The organism is Thiohalobacter thiocyanaticus, assembly GCF_002356355.1.
In the GTDB taxonomy this organism is placed as follows: Bacteria; Pseudomonadota; Gammaproteobacteria; order Thiohalobacterales; family Thiohalobacteraceae; genus Thiohalobacter; species Thiohalobacter thiocyanaticus_A.
On sequence record NZ_AP018052.1, the window covers coordinates 2,502,937 to 2,521,916 of the forward strand.

Sequence of the window (18,980 nt, forward strand, 5' to 3'; positions counted from 1 at the left end):
TATACAGCTTATGACGCCATCCCTGGGTCGCAAGACAGTCATGGACAATACCCGCTCCGGGAGACGCGGGCAAATGCATTCCCCATTGGCCGGGGGCATCAGATCCCGCGCGCAGCCAGCGCCGGCAGACTGCCGAGCAGGCCCTGGCTGCTGATGATGGTCGGCTTGCCGTAATAGTAGCCCTGGCCCCAGTGGATGCCGATCTCGCGCAGCCGGGCCTCGGTCTCGGCAGTCTCGATGAACTCGGCCAGGGTGATGACGCCCAACTGCTCGGCCATGCCCTGAATGCCCTCGAGAATGGCCCTGACCTTGGGCTCGCTCACCCGCTGCACCAGACTGCCGTCGATCTTGATGAACTGCACCGGCAGATCGGCCAGATACTGGTAGGAGGAATAGCCGCTGCCGAAGTCGTCCAGCGCCAGCCGCAGGCCGAACTCGGTGAAGGGCAGCAGCAGTTCCCGGGCCTGGTCGATGTCGGCCAGCAGCTCGCGCTCGGTGATCTCGATGATCATGGGTTTGGTGTCGCCAATGGCATCGCCGCAGCCCCGGCAGTGCTCGCAGGCCGCGGCCAGGATCTCTTCGACCAGTTCGCGGTGACGCAGCAGATCGGCGGAGATGTTGACGAAGTGATTGAGCCGGTTCATGCCGGTCTTCAGCCCGGTCACGCAGTGGCTGAAGGCCTGCATCAGGATAGTGTGATCGATCCGGTGCAGCAGCTGCAGCTGCTGGGCGGCCTCGATGAAATCGCCGGCCGGAATGATGTCTCCATCGGGCGTGATCAGCCGTGCCAGGGTCTCCTCAGCCACCACCTCGCCGGTGGCCAGATCCACAATGGGCTGATAGGCCGCCACGATGCGCCGCTCGCGCAGGGCGGCATCGAGCATGTTGCCCAGGCTGTGCACATGCTGCTCGACCCGGCTGGCGCACACCACCCGGTCACGGCCGCTGCGCTTGGCCTGATACAGGGCGGAGTCGGCCGTGGCGATGAGCTTGTCCAGCGACTCACCATCCCCGGGGTAGCTGGCCACGCCCACGCTGACGGTGGCCTGCAACTCACCCGAGGACACGGCAATGGGGGTTTCCCGCACAGCGCGGCGAATGCGCTCGGCCAGGGTCAGGGCGGTCTCGCAATCGGTCTCGGGCATCAGGCAGATGAACTCCTCCCCGCCCCAGCGGCCGAGATAATCCTCGTTGCGCAGTACCGCGCGGGCGGCATCGGCCACGCAGCGCAATACGATATCCCCCTCGCGATGGCCCAGCCGGTCATTGACCAGCTTGAAGCGATCGATGTCGAACAGCAGCACCGAGAACGGCAGCTGGCGGCGCTGGCTGCGGGCCAGTTCGCGTTCCATGCTCTCCTGGATGCCTCGCCGGTTGAGCACACCGGTGAGCAGGTCATGGGTCGCGAGATGAGTGAGATTGTTCAGCAGCGCAGCCTGCTCCAGCGAAGCATTGCCCAGGTGCACAAAGGCCTGGAACAGTGCCATGCCGACCTGCTCGAAATAATCCGGCCAGTCGGCATACAGCACGATCAGCCCGTTCAGGCCATTGCCCGCCCGCCCCAGAGGCAGGGCCAGCAGGCTGCGCAGACCGGCCGCGCCCGCCGCTCCCCCGCTGGCGGGGATGTTGCCGCTGACCGCCTCCCAGCGGCGGATGGCATCACGCACCGGACAGTGCTCGGCCGCCTGCGGGCTGCGCGGGACCTGCACCGCCTCGGCATAGACCGCGGCCGGGCCGACCGCATACTCCGGATGCAGAATGGGCGTATCCAACTCACCCAGCACCAGCCAGGCCAGCTGGATGCGGGGACTGGCGGCCGGCAGGGCGTCGCAGATGGCCCGGAACATCATGGCCGGATCGGTACTGCGCATCATGCCGGCGGTGGCGGTGAGCAGCGCCCGCGACAGACGCAGGCGTTCATCGACACTGTCAATCCCGCTTGCGCTCATATCCGCCTCCGCCACCTGCGCCTACCTGCCCTGATACAGCAGCGACAAGGCCATGTTGGCCTGCTGCCCGAAATGCCTGAAACTGGAGTAATCGTCCTCGCGCAGCGGCCGCCGGCTGGGCAGACGATCGGCATAGAACAATCCGATGGCCCGGTTCTGGATCAGGATCGGCATGGCCATGAACGGCGCCTCGCCGGTCACATAACGGACCTCGTCGGTGACCAGACCGAGCAGGCGGGAATCGCTCTCGCGTGAAATCCAGCAGGGTTCGTGGCTGTCGAGCACGTGCAGAAAGATGTTGGCCTTGACCGGCGACACCTCGAAGGCGAAGTGCTGGCGCAGCGCCTGCTGGTCCCATCCCAGCACATAGCGGGCCTTGAGCTGGCTGCGGTCGCGGGACAGCAGGGCGAACAGGGTGCGGTCCATGCCCACGCCGCGGTAGATGCCTTCCAGCACCATCTCCAGCATCAGGTTGAAATCGAACCGCCCCTCGACCAGCGAGGTCACCTCGCGCAGGATCTTGAGTTGCAGCATGGGATCGGGTTCGGGGAAGCGGTTGATCTGTCCCGGTTCATCCTCGGCCTCGCGACGCACCCGCGCCCGCGGCTTCTGCGGCAGCGGGATCAGTTCCGAGGCATCGCCGGCACCGAAGCAGGCAGCGGCCTTCTGGGCTTCGCCGGCATTCCTGACCACCATCTGCTCCACATCATTGACCGGCAGGTACAGATTCTCCGCCAACCGGCTCAACAGCTGCTTCATCTCCGGCGTGTCCCAGCCCTGCTCGGCGGTCAGGGCCAGTTCGCGGGCCAGTTCCACGTTGCTCACGCGCGGATCGGCTTCGCCTTTGCCCTCCAGGGCGTTCTCCACCAGGGTGCCGAGCCGCCACTCGCGGGCCAGTTGCAGCGACAACTCATCGAAGGCGAAACCCAGCAGTTCGCGCTCCAGCACCACGGGATCGGCACCGGGCTGCTCCAACTCGGCGTTGAGCCGGTCGGCCACTTCGCTGGTATGGCCCCAGAAGGCCAGGCGCCCCAGGCTGAACAGCAGGGTGGCGATGAACACCTCCTCGGGGGAGCGGTCGCGCCGCTGCTGTGCGAAGGCGCGCGCCTGCACCGCGGCATGGATAGCCCGCGCCATGTCCGCCGCCAGACGCGCCTTGTTCGCCCCCCTGGCGGCCGACTCCACCACCGCGATGGACAGCGCCAGGCTGCGCACGGCATCGAAGCCCAGCAGCACCACCGCGCGTGAGACGGTGCTGATGCTCTTGGCCTGGGTGTTGTAGTAGGGACTGTTGGCGATGCGCAGCAGCTTGGCGGTCATGGCCGCATCCTGCAGGATCACGTTGGCCAGTTCCGAGGCCGAACTCTGACGGTCGGCCGCCATCCCCGAGATCGAGCGCAGGGTATGGGTGAAAATGGGCATGCCCTGCTGGCTCAGCACATCGACCCATTCGGCCAGGTTGCGCGGATTCTTCGCGTCAGGCTCGGGCGTGGACACCTGGGCGTCGGCCTGCAGGATTGCATCATCTGCCATAATGGACTCGGGAGGGGTTTAACGGCTTATCATAATATGTCGGACAGCAGCGCAAGGGCTTGAACCCCGGCTTGCCGGCTCAGAAAAACCCTATCAGCAACAGGAGGTTGTCATGCACGTCACTCTGGTCCAGGTTCATGTCCGGCCCGAACACCTGGAGGACTTCATCGCCGCGACCGAGGCCAATCACCGGGCCTCGATCCAGGAGCCGGGCAATCTGCGCTTCGACGTGCTGCAGTCGCCCGAGGACGCCACCCGCTTTCTGCTCTACGAGGCCTATACCGACACCGATGCGGCCCGGGCGCACAAGGACACCCCGCACTACCAGGCCTGGCGCGATGCGGTGGCCGACTGGATGGCCGAACCCCGCCAGGGCATCCCCTGGCGGGGCCTGTTCCCGCACGGCGGAGCCGGGGCATGATCGCGCCCTTCTCCCTCGCCCGCCTGCCGCGTATCGAATTCGGCAGCGGCCGGCTGCAGGGGGTACCCGCGCTGGCCGCCCGCTACGGCAGTCGTGCCCTGCTGATCACGGGTGCCCGCTCCTTCACCGATTCGCCCCACGCCGCCGGTCTGTATTCGGGGCTGAAGGAGGCGGGGCTGAGCTGGAAACAGTTCCAGGTGGCCGGCGAACCCTCGCCCGAACTGGTCGACGCCGCCGTGGCGAAATACCGTGACGGGGATTTCGCCGTGGTCATCGGCATCGGCGGCGGCAGCGTACTGGATGCCGCCAAGGCCGTCGCCGGGCTGCTGCGGGTGGGGAACTCGGTGATGGACTACCTGGAAGGCGTCGGCCCGGAACTGCCTTACGCGGGACCGGCCGTGCCCTTCATTGCCGTGCCGACCACCGCCGGCACCGGCAGCGAGGCGACCAAGAACGCCGTGCTCAGCCGCCAGGGCGAGACCGGCTTCAAGAAATCCTTCCGCGATGAGCAGCTGGTGCCGGAATACGCCGTGGTCGATCCCGACCTGCTCAGCGGCTGTCCGCCGGAGCTGATCGCGGCCAACGGCATGGACGCCCTGACCCAGCTGATCGAATCCTATGTCTCGTTGCGGGCCAACACCTTCACCGATGCGCTCGCCATCTCCGGGCTGCGGGCGGCGCGCGACGGCCTGCTGGACTGGTACCACCACGGCAGCAGCGCCCTGGAGGCGCGCGCCCGCATGGCCTATGCCGCCCTGATCTCGGGCATCACCCTGGCCCAGACCGGGCTGGGCTCGGTGCACGGCCTGGCCTCGCCGCTGGGCGCCTACTTCCCCATCGGTCATGGCGTGGTCTGCGGCACCCTCGTGGCCGAGGCGACGCGGGTCAACATCGATGTGATGCGCGAGCGCGAACCCGACAATCCGGCGCTGGCCAAGTACGCCCGCCTGGCCGAGATCCTGTGCCAGCAGCGCATCCGCGAGCCCGAGGCGGCCAGGGAAAAACTGGTACAGCTGCTCTATGACTGGACCGAACAGCTGGATCTGCCGGAGCTCGGCGAATTGGGCGTGGAAGCGACCGACCTGCCGCGCATCGTGGCCAGCAGCCGCGGCAGCAGCATGAAGACCAACCCGGTGGTCCTGACCGACGCCGATATCACCCACCTGCTGGAACAAAGGCTCTGACGATGACAAACAAACCCTTCGCCGAATCCAGTGAGCAGAACAAGCTGCCCATCCTGGCCGTGCTGCAACACGAATTCGCCGGCATCGAGAGTGTGCTGGAGATCGGCAGCGGCACCGGCCAGCATGCAGTCTTCTTCAGCACTGAACTGCCGCACCTGCGCTGGCACACCAGCGACGTGCGCGACATGCATGCGGGAATCGTACAGTGGCTGGAAGAGGCGGATCTGGCAAACCTGGTCCCGCCCATCGCCCTGGACGTGGCCACCGATGCCTGGCCGGAACAGAGCTTCGACGGCGTGTTCAGCGCCAACACCGTGCACATCATGCACTGGCACGAGGTGGAGGCCATGTTCCGCGGCATCGGCCGCATCCTCAGGTCGGGCGGCCGCTTCTGTCTGTACGGGCCGTTCAACTATCACGGCACCTACACCAGCCCGAGCAACGAACGCTTCGATCAGTGGTTGAAGGAACGCGACCCGGAAAGCGGCATCCGCGATGTGGATGATCTCAACGCCCTGGCGGAACAGGCGGGACTCAGGCCGGCCGAAGACTACGAAATGCCGGAGAACAACCGTATCCTGGTATGGGAAAAACCCGCCAATGCGGACTGAAGGCAGTAACCGGGCAGAGACACCCTCCCGGTCTGACGCCCGAGCGGACAGAAGGCTGGCCGACGCAACCGATCAGGCCGCGCGTGACGGCTTGCGGCCTGCGGCCACCGCTCAGGCCAGGGTAAAGCGCCGGACTTCGTGCTCGTGCTTGTGCTGTCCTGCCTCGCCCTGGCGCTCGATCACCTCGCGCACCGAGGGACGGGAGAGGAACTCCTCGAGGTTGATCTGGGCGAGGTAGTCGTAGATCTGCTGCGAGAGATTGTTCCACAACTCATGGGTCAGGCAGCGCTTGCCGCCCTGGCAGTTCTCCTGCCCCTCGCACAGGGTGGTGTCGACCTTCTCGTCGACGGCCAGGATGATGTCGGCCACCGAGATGTCGCACGGCGGCTTGGCCAGGCGGTAGCCGCCACCGGGCCCGCGTACACCCTTGACCAGACCCTGGCGGCGCAGCTTGGCGAACAGCTGCTCCAGGTAGGACAGGGAGATGCCCTGACAGCGCGAGATGTCCGCCAGCGTGACCGGCCCGGTGTCCTGATGCACCGCCAGATCCATCATTGCGGTGACCGCATAACGGCCCTTGGTTGAAAGTCGCATGAGGTATACCTGCAAATCCTTACATGATTAGTAAGGCTTTATACTAATCCTGAGCAAATCAGTCAACTATAAGGCGTGCAGGGTTTTTGCCGGGACACTGCCGGCGGAGCCGGCCGGCGACGGCGGTTATATCAGCGAAATCAACAGAGTGGAATAAAGTCGCGAGGCGCGCGGCTAGCGGAGCGGACCGCCGGCCAGGCCTTCCCAGTCCGGCAGCGCCGCATCGGCCTCCCCGGGCGGGAGGAAACGGTGTCCCTGGCGCAGGCAGTAGCCGAGCCATTTCTGCAGGAAACGGTTCATGTGCCACTTGCGGTCCAGACTGTAGCGGTTGCGCATCCGGTCATAGACGGCGTCCCGCCGCCCGCGCCGCCGGCCGCAGGCGATGACCTCGGCGAGGCGGGCATCGTGATACAGGCGTACGCGGATGTCCGGCGCGGGGAATTCACCCAACGCGTCCTGGAACAGATAGGTCAGTGACAGGGTGGTGGTGTAGCGGCTGCGTTCATGCAGGTGCAGATGCAGGTCAAGCGCCCGCGCCGCCTGCGAGACATAGCTGGTATCCAGCGCGTAGGCGTCCAGCTCCCGCAGCAGCTGGCGCAGGCGGATATAGTTGCACTCGTAGATGGCCATCAGATCACTCAGATCGTTCTGGCGACCGTGCAACCGGGTTTTGTGATCAGTAACCAGCATACTTGTCAGGATACCACAGTCGTTCGCATTTCAACCGAAAGCTATACCTCTAGCGGCCGTCACGCAATATCTTTCAGTACCACTTCAAAGCGGTGTCGGCAGACCCCATAATATAACGATACCATCCCTACCCTCAGCAGCCGCAGAGAGCCTCGATGTCCAGCCTTGAAATCCCGACCCAGCCCTTCCCCGACCAGCGCCCAGGTACCTCGGGGCTGCGCAAGAAGGTCAGGGTCTTTCAACAGCCGCATTACCTGGAGAATTTCGTCCAGTCCATCTTCGACAGCCTGGACGGGCTCGAGGGTCAGACCCTGGTCGTCGGCGGCGACGGACGCTATTACAACCGCAGCGCCATCCAGATCATCCTGAGAATGGCTGCGGCCAATGGCGTGGGCCGCATCCTGGTCGGACGCGACGGCATCCTCTCCACGCCGGCCGCCTCCTGCGTGATCCGCAAGTATCACTGCTTCGGCGGCATCATTCTCTCGGCCAGCCACAATCCGGCCGGCCCGGATGCGGATTTCGGCATCAAGTACAACACCGCCAACGGAGGTCCGGCGCCGGAACGCATCACCGAGGCCATTTTCAGCCGCAGCCGCGAACTCGACCGCTATCGCATCCTGGAGGCCGGGGACATCGACCTGTCCCGTACCGGCAGCACTGAACTGGGAGGCATGACGGTGGATGTCATCGATCCGGTGGACGACTATGCCGGCCTGATGGAGGAACTGTTCGACTTCGACCGCATCCGCACCCTGCTGCAGGGCGATTTCAGCCTGCGCTTCGATGCCATGCATGCCGTGACCGGTCCCTACGCCGAGGAGATCCTGGTGCGGCGCCTCGGCGCCCCGACCCGCAGCCTGATGCACACCGTGCCGCTGGAGGATTTTGCCGGCGGCCATCCCGACCCCAACCTCACCTATGCGCGCGAACTGGTGGATATCCTCTACGCCGACGACGCCCCGGACTTCGGCGCGGCCTCCGACGGCGACGGCGATCGCAACATGATATTGGGCCGCCGATTCTTCGTCACGCCAAGCGACAGCCTGGCCGTGCTCACCGCCAATGCCACCCTGGTGCCCGGCTATGCCGAGGGCCTCAAGGGCGTGGCCCGCTCCATGCCCACCAGCCAGGCCGCCGACCGGGTGGCCGCGGCACTCGGGATCAAGTGCTACGAGACCCCGACCGGCTGGAAGTTCTTCGGCAACCTGCTGGACGCCGGCGAGGTCACCCTGTGCGGCGAGGAGAGCTTCGGCACCGGCTCCGCGCATGTGCGGGAGAAGGACGGCCTGTGGGCGGTACTGTTCTGGCTCAATCTGCTGGCGGTGACCGGCAAGTCGGTCGAGCAGCTGGTACATGATCACTGGGCCACCTATGGCCGCAATTACTACTCCCGCCATGATTACGAGGATGTGGAAAGTGAGGGCGCGCACACCCTGATGCAGGCCCTCAGGCAGCGCCTGCCCGAGCTCCAGGGCCGGCGGCTGGGCGAGCACGAAGTCGCCTATGCCGACGACTTCCGCTACGAGGATCCCATCGATCAGAGTGTGAGCGAGGCTCAGGGCGTGCGCATCGGCTTCAGCGACGGCTCGCGCATGGTATTCCGACTCTCCGGCACCGGCACCCAGGGCGCGACCCTGCGCGTCTACCTGGAACGCTACGAGGCCGACCCCGACCAGCAACACCAGGATGCCCAGACCGCGCTGGCCGGACTGATCCGCCTGGCCGACGAGGTGGCCGGTATCCGCACCCATACCGGACGCGAGGCGCCGTCGGTGATTACATGAAGTCGAGTGCGGAGTGAAGGGGAAGCTATCCTCACTCCTCACTCCTCACCATCCTCACCACACTCGCCGCCAGCTCCTCGATCGACATGCGCGAGCTGTCCAACACCGGAATGTCCAGTCCTGCCAGCATCGTCTCGAACTGCCTGACCTCGCGGCGGCACTGCTCCAGTGACGCATAGCGGCTGCCGGGGCGGCGCTGCTCGCGCACCCGGTGCAGACGCTCCGGTTCGATGCGCAGCGCGATCAGCTTGTGACGGAAGGATCGCAGGCGCCCGGGCAACTGCGGACTGTCCAGATCCTCCTCGGTCAACGGATCGTTGGCCGCACGCAGGCCGTACTGCAGCGCCAGATAGAGCGAGGTCGGGGTCTTGCCGCTGCGCGACAGGCCGATCAGGATCAGGTCGGCATCCTGGTAGCGCTTGACCGCCACCCCGTCGTCGGTGGCGAGCGCGAACTCCAGGGCGCCGATACGATCGAGATAGCCATTGTCGGCCCCGCCATGGGTCTGGCCCCGGCGCGGCGTGGCCTCGGCATGCAGGGCCTCGGCCACCGGCCCCAGCAGGACGGCGTAGATGTCGAACACCGTACCCCGACAGCCGCGCAGCTGCTCGCGCAGGGGGGCATCGATCAGGGTGGCGAAGACCAGCGGCGGCACGCCGGCTGCCTCGGCGCTGGCGTCGATACGGTCGACCGCCGAGCAGAGCGCTGCAGCGGTATCGACAAAGGGTATGGTATGGATATCGAACTCCAGCCCGGTGAACTGCGACAGCAGACTGCGCGCCAGCTTCTCCACCGTGATGCCGGTGTGGTCGGACAGCAGAAAGACCGGATAGGGTGTCTCATCGCTCATCTTGCTTCCCGTCATGGAGAGGAAAGGCTATACCACACCTTGCGCCAGCATGGCATCGGCCACCTTGACGAATCCGGCCACATTGGCCCCGTCCACATAGCTGAAACCGCCGTCTTCGCGTTGCCCGTGTTCGAGACAGGCCTCGTGGATACTGCGCATGATGATGCGCAGACGGTCATCAACCTCATCCCGACGCCAGGACAAGCGCATGGCATTCTGACTCATCTCCAGTCCAGAGGTGGCCACACCGCCGGCATTGCACGCCTTGCTGGGTGCGTACAGCACGCCGTTATCCTCGAGGCATTTCACCGCCTCGGGTGTGCAGGGCATGTTGGCGCCCTCGGACACACACAGCACACCGTTTTTCACCAGCTGCTCGGCATCCCCCTCGTCCAGTTCATTCTGGGTCGCGCAGGGCAGGGCAACATCCACTGGCACATGCCACGGCCGCTTGCCGGGGATGAATTTCACCCGCACCCGTTCCGCGTAGTCGCTCACTCGTCCGTAGAGGTGGTTCTTCACTTCCATCAGTTCGGCCAGCTTCTCGGCGGTAAAGCCGTCTTCATCCACGATGACGCCGCTGGAATCCGAGACTGTCACCACCCTGCCGCCCAGGGCCGTGGCCTTCTCCACTGCATACTGTGCCACGTTGCCTGAACCGGACACGCCCACGCGCAGGCCATCCAGGCCGCGGCCCATGCGATTGAGCATCTCCTCGGCAAAATATACCGTGCCATAGCCGGTCGCCTCGGGGCGGATCAGAGAACCGCCGAAGCTCAGCCCTTTCCCGGTGAACACGCAGTCGGCACGATTGGTGAGCTTTTTCACCATGCCGGTCATGAATCCGACCTCGCGCGCGCCCACACCGATATCACCAGCCGGCACATCGGTATCGGAACCCACATGCCGGAACAGTTCCGCGGCAAAGGCCTGGCAGAAACGCATCACCTCGCCGGGACTGCGGCCCTTGGGATCGAAATCCGAGCCGCCCTTGCCCCCGCCCAGCGGCAGGGTGGTAAGCGCATTCTTGAAGGTCTGCTCAAAGGCGAGGAACTTCAGGATAGACAGATTCACCGAGGGATGGAAACGCAGCCCTCCCTTGTAGGGGCCGATCGCCGAACTGTACTGCACCCGATAGCCACGATTGACCTGCACCTCGCCCTGGTCGTTCACCCATGAAACGCGGAACATGACAATGCGCTCCGGCTCGACCAGTCGATCCAGCAGCCCGTGTTCGGCATATCTGGGATGCGTCTGGATGAAGGGCCAGAGGCTTTTCATCACCTTGGTGACCGCCTGCAGGAACTCCGGCTGGCCGGGATTGCGTTCTGCTACATGAGCGAGGAATTCATCAATCGAGTGATATTTCATGGAAACTCTCCTTAAGGCACCTTCCGCTACGATAAGGCTGCGACATCACCATAACCGGAGCGGGCCTCACGGTGCCGCTGCACCAGCGGGGTCAGCCGCGCATGATACAGCAACCTGACGCAGAAAGAGTAAGCAGCCGGGCACCTCATGCCACCATCCTGTTGGGAATCCGTTCACTCCTCTGCGGCCTGCCCGGAACAGGCCGCGGGAACGGCGGCCCGGCGACTCTGGTTTTATCCCGATCGGGCCCGTGCTAGGCTCGCAGACGGATCATATCCACACCCACACATCCCCTTCGGCAGGCAGGAACACAATGAACAGTCTGGTTGTCTGGTTCGAGGAACTGACTATCGATGACGTACCCAGCGTCGGCGGCAAGAACGCTTCGCTCGGCGAGATGGTACGCGAACTGACCGCGGCCGGCGTGCAGGTGCCCGGCGGCTTCGCCACCACCGCCGATGCCTACCGCACCTTCCTCGCCCATGAGGAACTGGATCAGCGCATCTACGCCGCGCTGCGCGAACTCGACATCGAGGACGTTCAGGCCCTGAGCCGCACCGGCGGTCAGATCCGACAATGGATCATGGATACACCCTTCCCCGCCGAACTGGAGACCGCCATCCGTGACGCCTATGCCGAGATGGAGCGTCGCCATACCGAGGGCGTCTCGGTGGCGGTGCGCTCCTCGGCCACGGCAGAGGATCTGCCCAACGCCTCCTTCGCCGGTCAGCAGGAGACCTTTCTCAACATCGCAGGCATCGACGCGGTGCTGCACGCGGTCAAGGGCGTATTCGCCTCCCTGTTCAACGACCGCGCCATCACCTACCGCGAACACCACGGCTTCGAGCACGATCAGGTGGCGCTCTCGGCCGGCGTGCAGCGCATGGTGCGCAGCGACATCGGCGCCTCCGGGGTGATGTTCACCCTGGACACCGAATCCGGCTTCCGCGACGCCGTCTTCATCACCGCCGCCTGGGGTCTGGGCGAGACCGTGGTGCAGGGTGCGGTCAATCCCGACGAGTTCTACCTGCACAAGCCGCTGCTGCGCGAGGGCAGACCCGCCATCATCCGTCGCATCCGCGGCGAGAAAGCCATCAAGATGGTCTACCGCGAGGCCGCGCCGGGCGAGCCGCCGGTGGAGACCGTGGAGGTTCCCGAGGCCGAGCGACTGCGGTTTGCACTCGACGACGACGACTTGATCGAGCTCGGGCGCCAGGCCATCACCATCGAGGATCACTACGGCCGGCCCATGGACATCGAATGGGCGAAGGACGGCGGCGACGGCGGCATCTTCATCGTCCAGGCCCGGCCCGAAACCGTAAAGAGCCGCAGCGACGCGTTGCAGCTGGAGGAATACCGTCTGCACGAACGCGGCGAGATTTTAGCCGAGGGCCGCGCCATCGGCGGCCGCATCGGCGACGGCCCGGCCCGCATCGTCGACCGCATCGAGGACATGCACCGGGTCGAGGCCGGCGATGTGCTGATCACCGACATGACCGACCCGGACTGGGAGCCGGTGATGAAACGCGCCGCGGCCATTGTCACCAACCGCGGCGGCCGCACCTGTCACGCCGCCATCATCGCCCGCGAGTTGGGTATCCCCGCGGTGGTCGGCTGCGGCGACGCCACCGAACAGGTCCCCGACGGCGCGGCCGTGACGGTCTCCTGCGCCGAGGGCGACGCCGGCAATGTCTATCGCGGCAAACTGGATTACGAACGCAGCACCCACGACCTGGACCGGCTGCCGGAACTGCCGGTGAAGATCATGATGAACGTCGCCAACCCCGATCAGGCCTTCAACTTCCAGGCCCTGCCCAATCACGGCGTCGGGCTGGCCCGGCTGGAGTTCATCATCAACAAGTCCATCGCCGTGCATCCACGCGCGGTATTGGAGTACGCCGGCCAGTCGGACGAGATCAAACAGCAGATCGACCGACTCAGCGCCGGCTATACCGACCCGATCAGTTTCTATGTCGACAAGCTGGCCGAGGGGATCAGCACCATCGCCGCCGCCTTCTGGCCGAAGAAGGTGATCGTGCGCATGTCGGACTTCAAGTCCAACGAATACGCCCACCTGCTTGGCGGGACGCAGTACGAGCCCGAGGAGGAAAATCCCATGCTGGGCTTCCGCGGTGCCGCGCGCTACATCAGCGAGGCCTTCCGGCCCTGTTTCGAACTGGAGTGCCGGGCGTTGAACAAGGTGCGCAAGGAGATCGGACTCACCAATGTGGATGTCATGATTCCCTTCGTGCGCACCCTGCAGGAGGCGGAACAGGTGGTCTCACTGCTTGCCGACAACGGCCTGAAGCGCGGCGAGGACGGGCTGCGCCTGATCATGATGTGCGAACTGCCCTCCAACCCGCTGCTGGCGGACGAGTTCCTGGAGCATTTCGACGGCTTCTCCATCGGCTCCAACGACCTCACCCAGCTCACCCTGGGACTGGACCGCGACTCCGGGCTGGTGTCGGCGAGCTTCGATGAACGCAACCCGGCGGTGAAGGCACTGATCGCCATGGCGATCGAGAAGTGCCGGGCCAAGGGGAAATACATCGGCATCTGCGGTCAGGGGCCCTCGGATCACCCCGATCTCGCCGCCTGGCTGATCGAGCAGGGCATCGAGACCGTCTCGCTCAACCCCGACAGCGTGCTCAAGACCTGGCTGCACCTGGCGAAGCGGCATCCGCAATAACTGCTGACTCTTCAGGGGGGTGACAGAAACGCAGAGCACGCAGAGTATTACGGTACTCCTGATTAATCCGATTACTCCCGTCATTGCGATGCCCTGACCCGAAGGGTAGGGTACTCATGATGGATCCCGAAGGGATTCTATGAGAAAGCGCGGCAATCTCGTAATGCAGGATCAATCGGTTGGAGATTGCCACGCTTCGCTCGCAATGACGAATTATTCAGAGGCATTTACATTTTTGAACCTCTGCGCCTCTGTGCCTTTGCGCCCTCTGCGTTCCCGGCGCAAAAGCAAACGATTACAACCTGATGAAATGCTCGCGGTAGAAGCGCAGTTCCTCGATGGACTCGCGGATATCGTCCAGGGCCTGGTGGGTGGCCTTCTTGGTGAAGCGCGACAGCAGGTCCGGCGTCCAGCGTGCGGCCAGCTCCTTGAGCGTGCTCACATCCAGGTTGCGGTAATGAAACCAGGCCTCCAGTTCGGGCATGCAGCGGGCGAGAAAGCGCCGGTCCTGGCAGATGCTGTTGCCGCACATGGGGGATCTGCCCTGGGGAACATGCTGACGCAGGAACTCCAGGGTCTGCAGTTCGGCGGCGCGCTCGTCGAGGCGGCTGTTCTTGACCCGCTCGATCAGGCCGGACTCGCCATGGGTCTTGCGGTTCCAGTCGTCCATGGCCTTCATCAACGCCTCGTCCTGGTGCACCGCCAGCACCGGGCCCTCGGCGACCAGGTTGAGGTTGGCATCGGTGACGATGGTGGCGATCTCGATGATGCGGTCGTTCTGGGTATCCAGACCGGTCATTTCCAGATCGATCCAGATGAGATTATTGGGATCCTGGGCCATGATATTGTGTGGAATTTCCTGTGCCTGAACTGTCCGGCCATGCTACCGAATGCCTTTCCCAAAGGCCAGCATCGACCGCCGGAGATGAAACACGGTTATTTGTCCGGATTTTGCCGGCCGACAGCGCTGGCCGGGCCCGGGAACCGGTGAGTATAATCCGGGTCAGTTCCAGCCAACATGCGGCATGCCATGAATCTCTACACCGCCATCTTTCTCGTTATGCTGCTCGCCACCGCCCTGACCCAGTGGTGGCTGGCGGCGCGGCACATGCGCTATATCCGCAATCACCGCGGGCAGGTGCCGGCGGCCTTTCGCGATCATATCCCGCTCGCATCCCACCGCAAGGCCGCCGACTATACCCTGGCCAAGACCCGGCTGGGACTGGCCGAGGGCGCATACGGCTACCTGATCCTGCTGGCCTGGACCCTGGGCGGCGGCCTGGCCCTGCTCAACGGGGCCTGGTCGCAGCTGGAGTGGAGCCCGTTGTGGACCGGCGTGGCGGTCATGCTCAGCCTGTTCATGCTCTCCAGCCTGCTGGACCTGCCGTTCTCGCTCTATCACACCTTCGGCCTGGAGGCGCGGTTCGGCTTCAACCGCACCGATCTCCCGACCTTCATCGGCGATATGCTGAAGAACGGTCTGCTCCTGCTGCTGCTGGGCACGCCGCTGATCGCCGTGGTGCTGTGGCTGATGCAGGCCTCGGGCAGCCTCTGGTGGCTGTACGTCTGGATTGTGTGGATGGGCTTCACCCTGCTGATGCTGTGGGCCTATCCGGCCTTCATCGCGCCGCTGTTCAACAAGTTCAGCCCGCTGGAAGACAATGAACTCAGACAGCGCATCGAGTCACTGCTGAGCCGTTGCGGCTTCACCAGCAACGGCATCTTCGTCATGGACGGCTCAAAACGCTCCGGGCACGGCAACGCCTACTTCACCGGCCTGGGCGAGAACAAGCGCATCGTCTTCTTCGATACCCTGCTCAAGTCGCTGGACCCGGACGAGGTCGAGGCCGTGCTGGCGCACGAACTGGGGCACTTCAAACACAAGCACGTGCACAAACGGCTGGTCTCCATGGCCCTGCTGAGCCTCGCCGGCCTGGCGGCACTGGGCTGGCTGATCCAGCAGCCGGCCTTCTTCCATGGCCTGGGCGTGAACGAGCCCTCGCTGCACATGGGCCTGATCCTGTTCCTGCTGGTCAGCCCGCTGTTCGGCTTCTTCCTGTCACCGCTGATGAACGCCCTGTCGCGCAAGCACGAGTTCGAGGCCGACGCCTACGCCGCCAGCCAGACGCGTGCCGGCGACCTGGTCCAGGCCCTGGTCAAGCTGTACCGGGAGAACGCCAGCACCCTGACGCCGGACCCGCTGTATTCCAGCTTCTATGACTCGCACCCACCCGCACCGGTGCGGGTCGCACAGCTGAACGCCAACACCAGGCAGCCTGCCTGAAGGAGCGTAGCCATGTTCATACGATCGATCCCATTGTTTCTGACCCTCGGCCTGCTGGCCGCCGGCCCTGCCGCGGCGGCAGATGCCCAGGCCGGCAAAAAGCTGCACGACCAGCACTGCATGCAGTGCCATGACAGCGGCGTCTATAGCCGTGAGGACCGCCGGGTCAATTCGCTGGAGGCCCTGCACAAGCAGGTAAGGCGCTGCGACGCCAGCCTGGGCCTGCGCTGGTTCGACCAGGACGTGGAAAATGTCGTAGAGTACCTGAATCAAACCCACTACCGATTCAAGTGAACCGACCATGACCACACCGCTCAAGGAACAGCACTGCAAACCGCTGCCCAAAGGCAGCCCGGCGCTGGTCCTGGACGAGGCCCAGGACAAGCTGAGCCAGTTGCATGACGACTGGACGCTGGACCGGGATACCCCTGCGTTGGTACGCAGCTTCAGGTTCAAGGATTTCTACCAGACCGTCGCCTTCGTCAACGCCGTGGCCTGGATCGCCAACCGGCAGGACCATCACCCCGACCTGGAGGTCAGCTACAACCGCTGCACGGTGCATTTCACCACCCATTCGGTCGGCGGGCTGTCGGACAACGACTTCATCTGCGCCGCCCGGGTGGACGCGCTGGAAGCGGGCAACGGCTGAAAGCGCCTCGCCGGAACCACAGGATGCCGCGCCGTAACCCGCTGAAGCCCCGCTCCGCGATCTCAGCGCAGACCGACATCCATACCGGCCAAGTGATCCGGCACCACGGCCGCAACGCCCTGGTGGAGGCCGAGAACGGGGAGCGGCTCGAATGCACTGCGCGCAAGCGGGTGCATGACCTGGCCTGCGGCGATCGGGTGGAATGGTCATCCGCGGGCGATGACCAGGGCGTAATCGAGCGCGTACTGCCACGTACCAGTGCCCTCTCCCGCCCCGATCATCGCGGCCGACCGCGGTCCCTGGCGGCCAACATCGACCAGTTGCTGATCGTCATCGCGCCCGCGCCCGAGCCCACCGCCGCCCTCATCGACCGCTACCTGATCGCCGCCGAACTGATGCCCGCCCGGCCGGCCCTGGTGCTGAACAAGACCGACCGGCTCACTGCCGACACGCGTACGCATATCGATGCCCTGCTGGCGGAATTCGCCGCCCTGGATATACCGGTGGTACGGGTGAATACCCGCGAGCCCGGTGCCCTGCAGCCGCTGATCGAACTGCTTGCCACCCACACCAGCATCCTGGTCGGCCAGTCGGGCGTGGGCAAATCCTCGCTGGTGAATACGCTGCTGCCGGAACACGAGATCCGCGTCGGCGAGTTGTCCGAGGCCAGCGGCCAGGGCCGGCATACCACCTCTGACACCACCCTCTATCATCTGCCGGGCGGCGGCAAGCTGATCGACTCACCCGGGGTGCGCGACTTTCATCTCTGGCACATCGACAAGGCGCAGCTGGAGCGGGGCTTTCGCGAATTCCACGACCCCGCCGGTCACTGCCGCTTCCACAATTGCCGGCACCTGAACGAGCCCGGCTGCGCAGTGCAGGCAGCGGTGGATGCCGGCGAGATCAGCGCGCGGCGGCTGGAGAGCTACCGCAAGCTGTATGCGCAACTGGAGGCGGCCGAAGAGCGACTTGGTGATTACTGATATCGTGTCTTCAGCGCTGTGTATCTGTCGGCAACCGCAGGTCGGGGCAGCCTGAAAGGCGCAAGCCGGCACCGACCGCGGCATGTCGGGTTACGCTGTACTAACCCGACCTGCGTGTACCAGGTCGGCAAATGCAGCGAATGCAGGTCAGTCTTCGCTTTGCTTTGTCCCGCCCAACCTGCAGCAACCTGATTGATTACCCTTTGCGCCTCCGTGTCTCTGCGTTCTCCGCGTTATTGTCACCCCGGCATGGCAGAACTCATCCCGGCGGCCACTGCATCGGCCGGCCGCCGAGCACGTGCAGGTGCAGATGGAATACCGACTGCCCGGCCTCTTCCAGGCAGTTCATCACGGTGCGATAGCCGCGCTGGTCCAGGCCGTCGATGCGCGCAACCTCCCGGGCGGCGAGATACATCTTCCCGACCAGCTCGGCCTGCGCCGGCTGCAGGTCGTTGAGGGTGGCGATATGCTGTTTCGGAATAACCAGCACATGGGTGGGGGCCTGTGGATTGATGTCGCGAAAGGCGATGACGTCGTCGGTTTCCAGTACGGTGTCGGGCTGGATCTCGCCGGCGGCCATCTTGCAGAACAGACAGTCGGTCATGGGACTCGCTCCTCCTCATCTTGAGATCATGATAACTTCGACCAGTGGTGAGGATAACGCAGAGTGCGCAAAGACGCAGAGTCGCAAAGGGTGTGAGGATCTTGTGATGACTCCGTCATTGCGATGCCCTGACTCGAAGGGGGGGATAGCCATAATGAAGCCCGCAGGGATTCCATGGCGCGCAGCGCCGTGGCACAAGCGGGCTTACGAGGGCACAACGCCTTTATGCCCCCTGGGTGCTCAGGGGCGAGCGTGGCGAATAATCGCCAACCGACTGATCACGCGGCACGAGATTGCTTCGCTGCGCTCGCAATGACGGAATACTTACTGCTCTTCGCGCCTCTGCGCACCCTGCGTTTATATCACCGAACCTCAGATGAAATAATCGACCGCGGTGCCGCGGTTGGCGTCGGGCTGGATCAGTTCGCGGGTATGGGAGAGGTAGGCGCCGACGGCTTGGCGGCCGGCGAAGTTGTCGGCAGCGCCTCTGCGCTGGCCGGTTGCGGCATCCTCGCCGCTCTCATACAGGCGTGAGCGCAGGAAGTCGCTGGTGGGGCTGTAACGGTGCTCGCTGCGGCTGCGTTCAAGCAGTTCGCCCTGAATGGCCTGCTCGGCGGCGTCGCGCGGGCGGCGCACGGCGGCGGGCTCGATCACCGGTTCGCCCCCGCGGCTGCGCTGGGCATGGGCGCCGGCCGACGTCGGGAGGCCCGCGCCGTGGGCGATGACAGGTAGGCGTGAGACGTCCATTCCGTGACCTTACCTTCCCTCGGGTGACAGGGTG

At 64.7% G+C, this 18,980-nt stretch carries 18 protein-coding genes; 9 read left to right on the plus strand and 9 right to left on the minus strand.

Annotated features, from left to right (window positions below):
* Positions 1–98 precede the first annotated feature (98 nt).
* Both CFK21_RS11590 and CFK21_RS11595 read right to left on the minus strand, forming a co-directional pair.
* Positions 99–1,949, minus strand: coding sequence for a putative bifunctional diguanylate cyclase/phosphodiesterase (locus CFK21_RS11590; protein ID WP_096366807.1), 1,851 nt, complete (start codon positions 1,947–1,949; stop codon positions 99–101).
* Between the two features lie 21 nt (positions 1,950–1,970).
* Positions 1,971–3,482, minus strand: coding sequence for an HDOD domain-containing protein (locus CFK21_RS11595; protein ID WP_096366808.1), 1,512 nt, complete (start codon positions 3,480–3,482; stop codon positions 1,971–1,973).
* 112 nt (positions 3,483–3,594) lie between these two features.
* On the opposite strand from CFK21_RS11595, the gene CFK21_RS11600 reads away from it, so the two are divergent.
* From CFK21_RS11600 to CFK21_RS11610, 3 genes are read left to right on the plus strand one after another with little or no spacing between them, the layout of a single operon-like run.
* A complete protein-coding gene (locus CFK21_RS11600; protein WP_096366809.1) occupies positions 3,595–3,903 on the plus strand; it encodes an antibiotic biosynthesis monooxygenase in 309 nt (102 codons plus the stop codon).
* Positions 3,900–5,087: an iron-containing alcohol dehydrogenase gene (locus tag CFK21_RS11605; protein WP_096366810.1), complete on the plus strand. Its 1,188-nt coding sequence runs from the start codon at positions 3,900–3,902 to the stop codon at positions 5,085–5,087. Before CFK21_RS11600 ends, CFK21_RS11605 begins: the two co-directional genes overlap by 4 nt.
* 2 nt (positions 5,088–5,089) lie before the next feature.
* Positions 5,090–5,698: a DUF938 domain-containing protein gene (locus tag CFK21_RS11610; protein ID WP_096366811.1), complete on the plus strand. Its 609-nt coding sequence runs from the start codon at positions 5,090–5,092 to the stop codon at positions 5,696–5,698.
* A 111-nt stretch (positions 5,699–5,809) separates the two neighbouring features.
* Here the strand turns inward: CFK21_RS11610 and CFK21_RS11615 are convergent, their stop codons facing one another.
* Both CFK21_RS11615 and CFK21_RS11620 read right to left on the minus strand, forming a co-directional pair.
* Positions 5,810–6,292, minus strand: a complete 483-nt coding sequence (locus CFK21_RS11615) for an Rrf2 family transcriptional regulator (RefSeq protein ID WP_096366812.1) — start codon at positions 6,290–6,292, stop codon at positions 5,810–5,812.
* 174 nt (positions 6,293–6,466) lie between these two features.
* On the minus strand, positions 6,467–6,982 hold the full coding sequence (locus CFK21_RS11620; protein ID WP_096366813.1) for a DUF1249 domain-containing protein: 516 nt from the start codon (positions 6,980–6,982) through the stop codon (positions 6,467–6,469).
* 155 nt (positions 6,983–7,137) lie between these two features.
* Between CFK21_RS11620 and CFK21_RS11625 the strand changes: the two genes are divergently transcribed.
* Positions 7,138–8,769 (plus strand): alpha-D-glucose phosphate-specific phosphoglucomutase, encoded by a 1,632-nt coding sequence (locus CFK21_RS11625; protein ID WP_096366814.1) that lies wholly within the window; start codon positions 7,138–7,140, stop codon positions 8,767–8,769.
* A 31-nt stretch (positions 8,770–8,800) separates the two neighbouring features.
* Here CFK21_RS11625 and CFK21_RS11630 read toward each other — a convergent pair whose 3' ends face one another.
* Both CFK21_RS11630 and gdhA read right to left on the minus strand, forming a co-directional pair.
* Complete coding sequence (locus tag CFK21_RS11630) at positions 8,801–9,619, minus strand: pyruvate, water dikinase regulatory protein (protein ID WP_096366815.1); 819 nt, start codon at positions 9,617–9,619, stop codon at positions 8,801–8,803.
* A 27-nt stretch (positions 9,620–9,646) separates the two neighbouring features.
* Positions 9,647–10,990: an NADP-specific glutamate dehydrogenase gene (gene gdhA / locus CFK21_RS11635; RefSeq protein WP_096366816.1), complete on the minus strand. Its 1,344-nt coding sequence runs from the start codon at positions 10,988–10,990 to the stop codon at positions 9,647–9,649.
* Positions 10,991–11,303: 313 nt separating this feature from the next.
* On the opposite strand from gdhA, the gene ppsA reads away from it, so the two are divergent.
* Positions 11,304–13,679 carry a phosphoenolpyruvate synthase gene (gene ppsA / locus CFK21_RS11640; RefSeq protein WP_096366817.1) on the plus strand — a complete coding sequence of 792 codons (2,376 nt, stop codon included), beginning with the start codon at positions 11,304–11,306 and terminating at the stop codon, positions 13,677–13,679.
* Positions 13,680–13,974: 295 nt separating this feature from the next.
* On the opposite strand, the gene orn is transcribed toward ppsA, so the two are convergent.
* The gene (gene orn, locus CFK21_RS11645) at positions 13,975–14,520 is read right to left on the minus strand and encodes an oligoribonuclease (RefSeq protein ID WP_096366818.1); all 546 of its coding nucleotides are present in this window, start codon (positions 14,518–14,520) and stop codon (positions 13,975–13,977) included.
* 189 nt (positions 14,521–14,709) lie between these two features.
* On the opposite strand from orn, the gene CFK21_RS11650 reads away from it, so the two are divergent.
* From CFK21_RS11650 to rsgA, 4 genes are read left to right on the plus strand one after another with little or no spacing between them, the layout of a single operon-like run.
* A complete protein-coding gene (locus CFK21_RS11650) occupies positions 14,710–15,963 on the plus strand; it encodes a M48 family metallopeptidase (RefSeq protein WP_096366819.1) in 1,254 nt (417 codons plus the stop codon).
* A 12-nt stretch (positions 15,964–15,975) separates the two neighbouring features.
* The gene (locus CFK21_RS11655) at positions 15,976–16,257 is read left to right on the plus strand and encodes a green heme protein (RefSeq protein ID WP_096366820.1); all 282 of its coding nucleotides are present in this window, start codon (positions 15,976–15,978) and stop codon (positions 16,255–16,257) included.
* A gap of 7 nt (positions 16,258–16,264) precedes the next feature.
* Positions 16,265–16,612 (plus strand): 4a-hydroxytetrahydrobiopterin dehydratase, encoded by a 348-nt coding sequence (locus CFK21_RS11660; RefSeq protein ID WP_096366821.1) that lies wholly within the window; start codon positions 16,265–16,267, stop codon positions 16,610–16,612.
* Between the two features lie 23 nt (positions 16,613–16,635).
* Complete coding sequence (gene rsgA, locus CFK21_RS11665) at positions 16,636–17,595, plus strand: ribosome small subunit-dependent GTPase A (protein WP_096366822.1); 960 nt, start codon at positions 16,636–16,638, stop codon at positions 17,593–17,595.
* A gap of 259 nt (positions 17,596–17,854) precedes the next feature.
* Here rsgA and CFK21_RS11670 read toward each other — a convergent pair whose 3' ends face one another.
* Together CFK21_RS11670 and CFK21_RS11675 are read right to left on the minus strand one after the other, a co-directional pair.
* Positions 17,855–18,199 carry a histidine triad nucleotide-binding protein gene (locus CFK21_RS11670; RefSeq protein WP_096366823.1) on the minus strand — a complete coding sequence of 115 codons (345 nt, stop codon included), beginning with the start codon at positions 18,197–18,199 and terminating at the stop codon, positions 17,855–17,857.
* A gap of 372 nt (positions 18,200–18,571) precedes the next feature.
* Entirely contained in the window at positions 18,572–18,946 is a 375-nt protein-coding gene (locus CFK21_RS11675; protein WP_096366824.1) for a hypothetical protein, read from the minus strand.
* Positions 18,947–18,980: the final 34 nt, after the last annotated feature.